This is a genomic window from Rhizobacter sp. P3_B12, from assembly GCF_056402895.1.
The window spans coordinates 1-9,100 of record NZ_JBFUGN010000163.1; the positions used below are offsets into that span (position 1 = coordinate 1).

Below are 9,100 nucleotides of genomic sequence, written 5' to 3' on the forward strand. Positions count from 1 at the left end.
GCTGCGTGCTGAGCGGCAGGTGCATCGCGAGCATCGTGCCGACGGCGAACTTCGCGGCGAACAGGCCCACCAGCAGCGCGAGCGGCAGCCAGCTGCCCGGCACCAGCAGGCGCTGCGCCGAGGCCGACCACGCGATGCCGCGCCAGCCGCCGGCGGCGCGCATCGTCAGCAGCGATTTCGCCGCTCCGGCGGCCCACGCGAGGATCACGCCGGCGGTCCAGCCGAAGCTCGCGGCGAGGCTGGCCAGCGAGAGGATCGCCATCGCCGATGGCAGCAGCGTGGCGCGCTGCAGCGTCATCTGGCGCGGCAGCGTCTGCCACAGGCCAAGCGCGACCAGGCCGGCGAGCAGGGCCCAGGCCCACAGCGGGGCGTGTTGGACGATGGCGAGGAACATGGGGTGTCTCCGTGGCGGGGTGGGTCGATGGCCGCACTGTGCCGGCGCGGTGCGGCGCGGCCCAGCGCATTGCGACGAAGCGGCGCCTGCCGGCGCGAACGACAGGCCGCGCGGCGTGAAGGGGCGACGGAGAGAAGGGGGGCGGCCGCGGCCGCCGGTATAGTCAGCGCCGCCCAAGCGTCCAACGGAGACCCGCATGTCCTCTTCCACCCCGCTGTCGCGCGCCGCCGCCGGCCTGTCGCTGCTGGCCGTGACGGCGTTGCTCGGCTGCAGTTCGCCGATGCCCGTGTGGACGCCCGCTGGCGGGCCGCCGATGCCGCCGGCCAGGCGGCCGACCCCGGCCGTGCCGGCACCGACACCCGCGCCGGTGGCCGAGGCGCCGCAGCCCGCGCCCTACAACGACGCGGTGGCGGCGCGCTTCCCCGAGCCGGCGGTCGAGTTCCGCACGCCGGCGTTCCAGCCCGGCCACCCCGGCTTCACGACCAATGCCGAGCTGCAGGCGGTGCTGCGCGAGATCGTGCACGGCGGCGGCAACGCGACGCTGCTGCCGCTGGGCAGTTCGCAGTCGGGCGTGCCGCTCGAGGCGATCCTCTTCACCCGCAACCCCGACATGTCGCCCGCCGCCGTGCTGAAGAGCGGCCGGCCGACGGTGCTGCTGGTCGGCCAGCAGCATGGCGACGAGCCGGCCGGCAGCGAGGCGCTGATCGTGCTCGCGCGCGAGCTGGCCGGCGGCAGCCTGCAGGACCTGCTGGAGCGCATCAACGTCGTGATCCTGCCGCGCGCCAACCCGGACGGCGCGCAGGCGCAGCGGCGCGTCACTGCGAGCGGCATCGACGCCAACCGCGACCACCTGCTGCTGCGYACGCCCGAGGCGCAGGCCCAGGCCCGGCTGGTGCGTGATTTCCAGCCGGTGCTGGTGGTCGATTCGCACGAGTACACGGTGGTCGGCCGCTTCCTCGAGAAGTTCGGCGCGGTGCAGCGCTTCGATGCGCTGGTGCAGTACGCGACCACCGCGAACCTGCCGGAGTTCATCACGAAGGCCTCGGAGGAATGGTTCCGCCAGCCGATGCTCGCGAGCCTGAAGCAGCAGGGGCTCAGTTCCGAGTGGTACTACACGACCTCGGTCGACGTGAACGACAAGAAGATCTCGATGGGCGGCACCCAGCCGGACACCGGCCGCAACGTCAACGGGCTGAAGAACGCCGTCAGCATCCTGATCGAGACGCGCGGCGTCGGCATCGGCCGGCTGCACCTGAAGCGGCGCGTGCAGACGCACGTGGTCGCGGTCGGCAGCTTCCTGCGCAGCGCGGCCGACCGCTCGGCCGACCTGGTGAAGCTGCGCCAGTACGTGGATGCCGACGTGGCCTCGAAGGCCTGCCAGGGCGAGGCGCTGGTCGAGGCCGGCCCGACCCCCAGCGAGTACACGCTGCAGATGCTCGACCCGGCGACCGGTGCCGACAAGGCGCTGGTGGTGAACTGGGATTCGGCGCTCGAGCTGCAGCCGCTGAAGACCCGCCCGCGCGCCTGCGGCTACTGGCTGGCCGCCGACCAGGGCGATGCGGTGATGCGGCTGCGCACGTTGGGTGTGCGGGTCGAGCAGGTGGCCGCGATGGGCGTGATGCAGGGTGAAACCTATGCCGAGACCAGCCGCGAGAGCGGTGCGCGCCAGGACGTGCGCGGCACCATCGCCGACGGCGGCGCGGTGGTGCACGTGCAGGTGCAACTGAGGCCGTCGCTGATGGACGTGCCGATCGGCAGCTACTACGTGCCGCTGAGCCAGCCGCTCGCCAACCTGGTGATCGCGGCGCTGGAGCCGGACACGCAGAACAGCTTCTTCGCGAACGGGATCATCGGCAACGTGGCGAGCGAGGCGCGGGTGACCGCCGTGCCGGGCGTGAAGCTGAACGTTCTCCCGTAGCCCGGATGCCAATCCGGGGATCGTGACCGTGGGAATCCCGGATTGGCATCCGGGCTACGGCTCAGCGTCGCTTGCCGCCACCGAGCAGGCTGCCGAGTACGCCGCGGATCAGTTCGCGGCCGACGCTGGTGCCGATGGTGCGCACCGCCGACTTCGCCATCGTCTGCGCCAGTCCGTCGTGCTTGCCGCCGCGCGGGYCGGTGGTGCCGAACAGCACGTCGTTGAGCATGCCACCCCAGCCGGGCCCGGCTTCGGCCGGCTGCTGGCCGCCGGTCGGTGTGGGCATCGGGGTGGAGGAAGTGGATGACGGTGCCGACGACGGGGCAGGGCGCCCCGCATCGGCGCTCGCCACGCCGCGCCCCTTCAGCTTCTCGTACGCCGATTCCCGGTCGATCGCCTTCTCGTAGACGCCCGCCACCAGCGAACTCGCCACCAGCGCCTTGCGCTGCTCCGGCGTGATCGGCCCGATCTGGCTGCCCGGCGGCAGCACGAACACGCGCTGCGTGACGCTCGGCCGGCCCTTTTCGTCGAGCAGGCTGACCAGCGCCTCGCCGACCGCGAGCTCGGTGATCGCCGTCTCGATGTCGAGCCCGGGGTTCGCGCGCATCGTGCTCGCGGCCGACTTGACGGCCTTCTGGTCGCGCGGCGTGAAGGCGCGCAGGGCATGCTGCACCCGGTTGCCGAGCTGGGCCAGCACGGTGTCGGGGATGTCGAGCGGGTTCTGCGTCACGAAGTACACGCCCACGCCCTTGCTGCGCACCAGCCGCACGACGAGCTCGATGCGCTCGACCAGAGCCGCCGGCGCATCCTTGAACAGCAGGTGCGCCTCGTCGAAGAAGAACACCAGCTTCGGCTGCTCCAGGTCGCCCACTTCGGGCAGTTGCTCGAACAGCTCGGACAGCATCCACAGCAGGAAGGTCGCGTACAGGCGCGGCGCGTTCATCAGCTTGTCGGCGCTCAGCACGTTGACGATGCCCCGGCCTTCGACGGTCTGCATGAAATCGGCGATGTTCAGCATCGGCTCGCCGAAGAAGCTGTCGCCCCCCTGCTCGTCGATCTGCAGCAGCCCGCGCTGGATCGCGCCGACGCTGGCGGCGCTGACGTTGCCATATTCGGTGGTGAACTGGCTCGCGTTCTCGCCGACGTGCTGCAGCATCGCGCGCAGGTCTTTCAGGTCGAGCAGCAGCAGCCCGTTGTCGTCGGCGATCTTGAACACCAGGTTCAGCACGCCGGCCTGCGTTTCATTCAGCGCCAGCATGCGCGCCAGCAGCAGCGGGCCCATGTCGCTGACGGTGGCGCGCACCGGGTGGCCCTGCTCGCCGAACACGTCCCACAGCGTCGCGGGGCAGGCGGCCGACGCCGGCGCGTCCAGGCCACGCTCCTTCAGGAGGGCGGCCAGCTTGTCGCTGACCTTGCCGGCCTGCGTGATGCCGGTCAGGTCGCCCTTGACGTCGGCCATGAACACCGGAACGCCCAGTTTGCTGAAATTCTCGGCCAGCGTCTGCAGCGTGATCGTCTTGCCGGTGCCCGTGGCGCCGGTGATCAGGCCATGGCGGTTGGCCAGTGCCGGCAGCAGGAAACACTCGGCCTTGTCGTGCTTGGCGATCAGGATCGGCTCGGCCATGGAGGTCTCCGGTGGGCGGACAAGTAAAATTGCAGTCTATCCAAGAACATTGCCCACCCGGCTGCCGGCGTGGGCCCTCAGAGGAGCCTTCATGGCCGGACATTCGAAATGGGCCAACATCCAGCACCGCAAGGGGCGTCAGGATGAAAAGCGCGGCAAGATCTGGACGCGCGTGATCCGCGAGATCATGGTCGCCGCACGCCAGGGCGGCGGCGATGTCAAGGAAAATCCGCGCCTGCGGCTGGCGGTCGAGAAGGCCAAGGCCGCCAACATGCCGGCCGACACCGTCAAGAAGAACATCGACAAGGCCACCGGCAACCTCGAAGGCGTCAGCTACGAGGAAATCCGCTACGAGGGCTACGGCATCGGCGGTGCCGCGGTGATCGTCGACTGCATGACCGACAACCGGGTGCGCACCGTCGCCGAGATCCGCCATGCCTTCAGCAAGTACGGCGGCAACCTCGGCACCGAGGGCTCGGTGGCCTTCCAGTTCAAGCACTGCGGCCAGTTCGTGTTCGCCCCCGGCACCAGCGAGGACAAGGTGATGGAAGTCGCCCTCGAGGCCGGCGCCGAGGACGTGGTGACCGACGACGACGGCGCGATCGAGGTGCTGTGCGCGCCGGCCGATTTCGAGGCAGTCAAGGCGGCGCTCGAGGGCGCGGGCCTGAAGCCCGACGTGGCCGAGGTCACGATGCGCGCCGAGAACACCATCGAGTTGAGCGGCGAGGATGCGCAGCGCATGCAGAAGCTGCTCGACGTGATCGAAGACCTGGACGACACGCAGGATGTCTTCCACAACGCCGTTCTGGGCGAATGAGAGTGAACGCATGAAAGTTCTGGTGATCGGTTCCGGCGGACGCGAGCACGCGATGGCCTGGAAGCTCGCGCAATCGTCGAAGGTGCAGGTGGTTTACGTCGCGCCGGGCAACGGGGGGACCGCGCTCGACGCGCGGCTGAAGAATGTCGCGATCACCGACGTGAAGGCGCTGGCCGACTTCGCGGTGGCCGAGAAGATCGCGCTGACGGTGGTCGGCCCCGAGGGGCCGCTGGCGGCCGGCGTGGTCGACGAATTCCGTGCGCGCGGCCTGCGCGTGTTCGGCCCGACGCAGGCGGCCGCGCAGCTCGAGAGCTCGAAGGCGTTCGCGAAGGATTTCATGCAGCGCCACGGCATCCCGACCGCGCTGTACGCCACCTTCGACGACCCGAAGGCGGCGCATGCGCACGTCGACAAGCACGGCGCGCCGATCGTGATCAAGGCCGATGGCCTGGCGGCCGGCAAGGGCGTGGTGGTCGCGATGACGGCGGCCGAGGCGCACGAGGCGATCGACTGGATCCTCGGCGCCGTTGCCGGTGATGGCAAGAACAACCGCCTCGGCGTGCAGCACAACGCCGGCGTCGCGCGCGTCGTGATCGAGGAGTTCCTGCAGGGCGAGGAAGCCAGCTTCATCGTGATGTGCGACGGCAAGAACGTGCTGCCGCTCGCCACCAGCCAGGACCACAAGCGGCTGCAGGACGCCGACGTCGGCCCGAACACCGGCGGCATGGGCGCGTACTCGCCGGCACCGGTCGTCACGCCGAACGTGCATGCCACGGTGATGCACGAGATCATCCTGCCGACCATCGCCGGCATGGCGCGCGACGGCGTGCCGTTCACCGGCTTCCTGTACGCCGGACTGATGATCGACGACGAAGGCGCGCCGAAGACGATCGAGTTCAACACCCGGCTGGGCGACCCGGAGACGCAGCCGATCATGATGCGGCTCAAGAGCGACCTGTTCGACGTGATGATGGCCGCGACCGACGGCACGCTCGACCAGGTCGAGCTGCAATGGGACCGGCGCGTGGCACTCGGCGTCGTGATGGCGGCCGGCGGCTACCCGCTGGACCCGCGCAAGGGCGACGCCATCACCGGGCTGCCGGCCGAGCAGCCGGATGCGATGGTGTTCCATGCCGGCACCGCGCCGGCGCAGGGCGGCGTCGTGACCTCGGGCGGGCGCGTGCTGTGCGTCACCGCGCTCGGCGATTCGGCCAAGATGGCGCAACAGCGTGCCTATGAAGCGCTGCAGGGCATCCACTTCGACGGCATGCAGTTCCGGCGCGACATCGGTCACAGAGCCATCAAGCGATGAGTCGGCCGGGTGTGTGGTTGCGCGCCACGCGGGCGCTGATGGTGATGTCGCTCGCGGGATCGGGAGCGGTGGCCTCGGCCCAGGCAGAAGGGGAGGGTCTGCGCCTCAAGGGTCCGGCGGCCGTTCGTGCCGAAGGCTCCGGGTTGAGTGCGCCGGGTTTCGGTGCGGCCGTGGCTTCGTTGCAAGACACGATGCTGCGCGAGAGCAGCAGCAGGGTGCAGTTCTTCTACGTCGAAGCGGTCGGCACTGCCGAGGTGCCGAATGCGTTCAAGGCCAGCCGGGACGGCAATGCGGGACGAGGGCTCCAGCTCGGTATGGTGGCATTCTCGAGGGAAGTGCCGCCCGGTCGCATGATCGTGTCGCTGGTGGGACGGGTGGCCTATGGTGCCCCGATCGAGGCGATGCTCAATTCGTCGACCATGTACAAGGCGTCTCGCCGGATGGCATTCACGCCCGAAGCGGGTCGTTCCTACCTCGTCAAGGGCGAGTTGAGCGCCGCTCGCCAGGAGGTCTGGCTCGAGGACGACGGCGGAGAACGTGTGGGAACGGTGATCGAGCCCGGCGAGGACAAGCAATCATGAATTCACCTGTCGAGACCGGCGCAGTCCGCGAGTATCTGCTGGGCCTGCAGTCGCGCATCATCGGCGCGATGGAGGCCGAAGGCGGCGATGCCTTCATCACCGACCACTGGGTGCGCGAACCCGGTGGCAAGCTCGAGGGCGAGGGTCTCTCGCGCCTGGTGGAAGAGGGGGCGCTGCTCGAACGCGGCGGCTGCAGCTTCTCGCACGTGAAGGGCAAGGTGCTGCCGCCGTCGGCGACGCAGCACCGGCCCGAGCTGGCCGGGGCGCCGTTCGAGGCGATGGGCGTCTCGCTGGTCTTCCACCCGCGCAACCCGTTCGTGCCGACCGTGCACATGAATGTGCGGATGCTGGCCGCGCTGCCCGCCGGCGGCGCGCCGGTCACCTGGTTCGGCGGCGGCATGGACCTGACGCCGTACTACGGCTTCGAAGCCGATGCGCAGCATTTCCACCGCACCAACCGCGATGCGCTCGCGCCCTTCGGCGACGACAAGTACCCGCGCTTCAAGCAGTGGTGCGACGAGTATTTCTTCCTGAAGCACCGCAACGAGCCGCGCGGCATCGGCGGCGTGTTCTTCGACGATTTCTCCGAGCTCGGCTTCGAGCGCAGCTTCGAGATGCTGCGCGCGGTCGGCGATGCGTTCATCCCGGCCTACCTGCCGATCGTGCAGCGCCGCAAGGCCGAGGCCTGGGGCGAGCGTGAGCGCGATTTCCAGGCCTACCGGCGCGGCCGCTATGTCGAGTTCAACCTGGTGTTCGACCGCGGCACGCTGTTCGGGCTGCAGTCGGGCGGGCGCACCGAGTCGATCCTGATGTCGATGCCGCCGCTGGTGAARTGGCGCTACAACTGGTCGCCCGCGGCCGGCACGCCCGAGGCGCGGCTGTACAGCGACTTCCTGCGCCCGCGCGCGTGGACCGAAGAGAACCCCGCTTGAAACGCATTGCGCTGTTCGGCGGCAGCTTCGATCCGGTGCACGCGGCGCATGTGGCGCTGGCGCGTGTGGCGTTGTCGCAACTCGAACTCGACGAATTGCGCTGGGTTCCGGCCGGCCGCCAGTGGCAGAAACACCGCGACCTGACGCCCGCCGTGCACCGCGAGGCGATGGTGCGGCTGGCGATCGCCGGCGAGCCGCGCTTCTCGCTCGAGGGTTGCGAGCTGCGCCGCAGCGGCGCGAGCTACACCTTCGACACCGTGCGCGAACTGCAGGCCGCCGAGCCGGGCGTCGAGTGGTTCCTGGTGATCGGCCAGGACCAGTACGCCGGGCTGCACAGCTGGCTGCGCTGGCAGGACCTGCTGCAACGCGTCACGCTGGCGGTCGCGAACCGGCCCGGCGTGACGATGGCGGCGAGCCGCGAGGTGCAGGCGCAGCCGCACCGGGCGGTGTCGCTGCCGATGATGGACGTGTCGTCGACCGACATCCGTGCCCGCGTGGCCCGGGGACTTGCGGTCGACGATCTGGTGCCCGCCCCCGTGGCGCGCTATATTGCCCAATACGCCCTATACAGAGGCGATCTCAGGAGTTGAATGGACATCCGAAAACTGCAGCGCGCCATCGTCGATGGTCTGGAAGACGTGAAGGCACAGAACATCCTGGTCTTCAACACCGAGCATCTCTCGCCGCTCTTCGAGCGCGTGATCATCGCTTCGGGCACCTCGAACCGCCAGACCAAGGCCCTCGCAGCCAGCGTGCGTGATGCGGTGAAATCGGGCGGCTTCCCGGTGTTGCGCACCGAGGGCGAGGACAACGGCGAATGGATCATCGTCGACTGCGGTGCCGCCGTCGTCCACGTGATGCAACCGTCGATCCGCGAGTACTACCACCTCGAGGAGATCTGGGGCGACAAGCCCGTCAAGCTCAAGGTGGACACGGCGCCGGTCCGGCTCGTGAAGGCCGAGGAGCCGGCGAAGAAGGAACCCGCGAAGAAGGAACCCGCGAAGAAGGCGCCGGCGAAGAAGGCGGCTTCGGGCAAGGCGCCGGCCAGGACGACATCCGCCAGGACGGCGCCGGCCAAGGCTCCCGCCAAGGCACCGGCCAGGAAGGTCGCGGCGAAGCCCGTTGCGGCCCGGCCGGCCGCGGCGAAGAAGGCCCCGGCCCGCAAGGCGGCACCAGCCAAGTCCGGCAGCGTGACCCGCACGGTCGGCGTGAAGAGTGCTGCGCCGGCGAAGAAGGCAGCGGCCAAGGCGGCACCGGCCAAGGTGCCGGCGAAGAAGGTGGCCGCCAAGCCGGTCGCGGCCCGGAAGGCCCCGGCAAGAACGGCTCCGGCGAAAGCGGCCCCGGCGAAGAAGGCTCCGGCCAAGAAGGCCCCGGCGAAGAAGACCGCCTCGCGCGCGTGAAGCTGTTGCTGGTCGCCGTCGGCCAGCGCCAGCCGGCCTGGGCCGAGACGGCCTATGACGACTTCGCGAAGCGCTTTCCGCCGGAGATGCGCCTCGAGTTGAAGGCCGTCAAGGCCGAGACC

The 9,100-nt window shown here is 69.6% G+C and carries 9 protein-coding genes and 1 pseudogene; 8 read left to right on the plus strand and 2 right to left on the minus strand.

Annotated features, from left to right (window positions below):
• On the minus strand, positions 1-394 hold a 394-nt coding region (locus tag AC1D01_RS11550), incomplete at its 3' end, for a DUF6622 family protein (protein ID WP_477866248.1).
• A gap of 196 nt (positions 395-590) precedes the next feature.
• Between AC1D01_RS11550 and AC1D01_RS11555 the strand changes: the two genes are divergently transcribed.
• Positions 591-2,312, plus strand: a complete 1,722-nt coding sequence (locus AC1D01_RS11555) for a M14 family metallopeptidase (RefSeq protein WP_477866250.1) — start codon at positions 591-593, stop codon at positions 2,310-2,312.
• A 61-nt stretch (positions 2,313-2,373) separates the two neighbouring features.
• Here AC1D01_RS11555 and AC1D01_RS11560 read toward each other — a convergent pair whose 3' ends face one another.
• Positions 2,374-3,936, minus strand: coding sequence for a helicase HerA-like domain-containing protein (locus tag AC1D01_RS11560; protein ID WP_477866252.1), 1,563 nt, complete (start codon positions 3,934-3,936; stop codon positions 2,374-2,376).
• Positions 3,937-4,027: 91 nt separating this feature from the next.
• Between AC1D01_RS11560 and AC1D01_RS11565 the strand changes: the two genes are divergently transcribed.
• The 7 genes and pseudogenes from AC1D01_RS11565 to AC1D01_RS11595 all read left to right on the plus strand — a co-directional run.
• Positions 4,028-4,753, plus strand: a complete 726-nt coding sequence (locus AC1D01_RS11565; RefSeq protein ID WP_477866254.1) for a YebC/PmpR family DNA-binding transcriptional regulator — start codon at positions 4,028-4,030, stop codon at positions 4,751-4,753.
• Positions 4,754-4,763: 10 nt separating this feature from the next.
• Positions 4,764-6,065 (plus strand): phosphoribosylamine--glycine ligase, encoded by a 1,302-nt coding sequence (gene purD / locus AC1D01_RS11570; protein WP_477866256.1) that lies wholly within the window; start codon positions 4,764-4,766, stop codon positions 6,063-6,065.
• 38 nt (positions 6,066-6,103) lie between these two features.
• On the plus strand, positions 6,104-6,646 hold the full coding sequence (locus AC1D01_RS11575; RefSeq protein WP_477866258.1) for a hypothetical protein: 543 nt from the start codon (positions 6,104-6,106) through the stop codon (positions 6,644-6,646).
• Positions 6,643-7,578 carry an oxygen-dependent coproporphyrinogen oxidase gene (gene hemF, locus AC1D01_RS11580; protein ID WP_477866260.1) on the plus strand — a complete coding sequence of 312 codons (936 nt, stop codon included), beginning with the start codon at positions 6,643-6,645 and terminating at the stop codon, positions 7,576-7,578. Before AC1D01_RS11575 ends, hemF begins: the two co-directional genes overlap by 4 nt.
• Positions 7,575-8,168: a nicotinate-nucleotide adenylyltransferase gene (nadD, locus tag AC1D01_RS11585; RefSeq protein ID WP_477866262.1), complete on the plus strand. Its 594-nt coding sequence runs from the start codon at positions 7,575-7,577 to the stop codon at positions 8,166-8,168. The genes hemF and nadD overlap by 4 nt, the downstream gene beginning before the upstream one ends.
• The gene (gene rsfS / locus AC1D01_RS11590) at positions 8,169-8,978 is read left to right on the plus strand and encodes a ribosome silencing factor (RefSeq protein ID WP_477866264.1); all 810 of its coding nucleotides are present in this window, start codon (positions 8,169-8,171) and stop codon (positions 8,976-8,978) included.
• Positions 8,975-9,100 (plus strand): annotated as a pseudogene (locus AC1D01_RS11595) (23S rRNA (pseudouridine(1915)-N(3))-methyltransferase RlmH); the annotation flags it as partial. The gene rsfS and the pseudogene AC1D01_RS11595, both read left to right, overlap by 4 nt.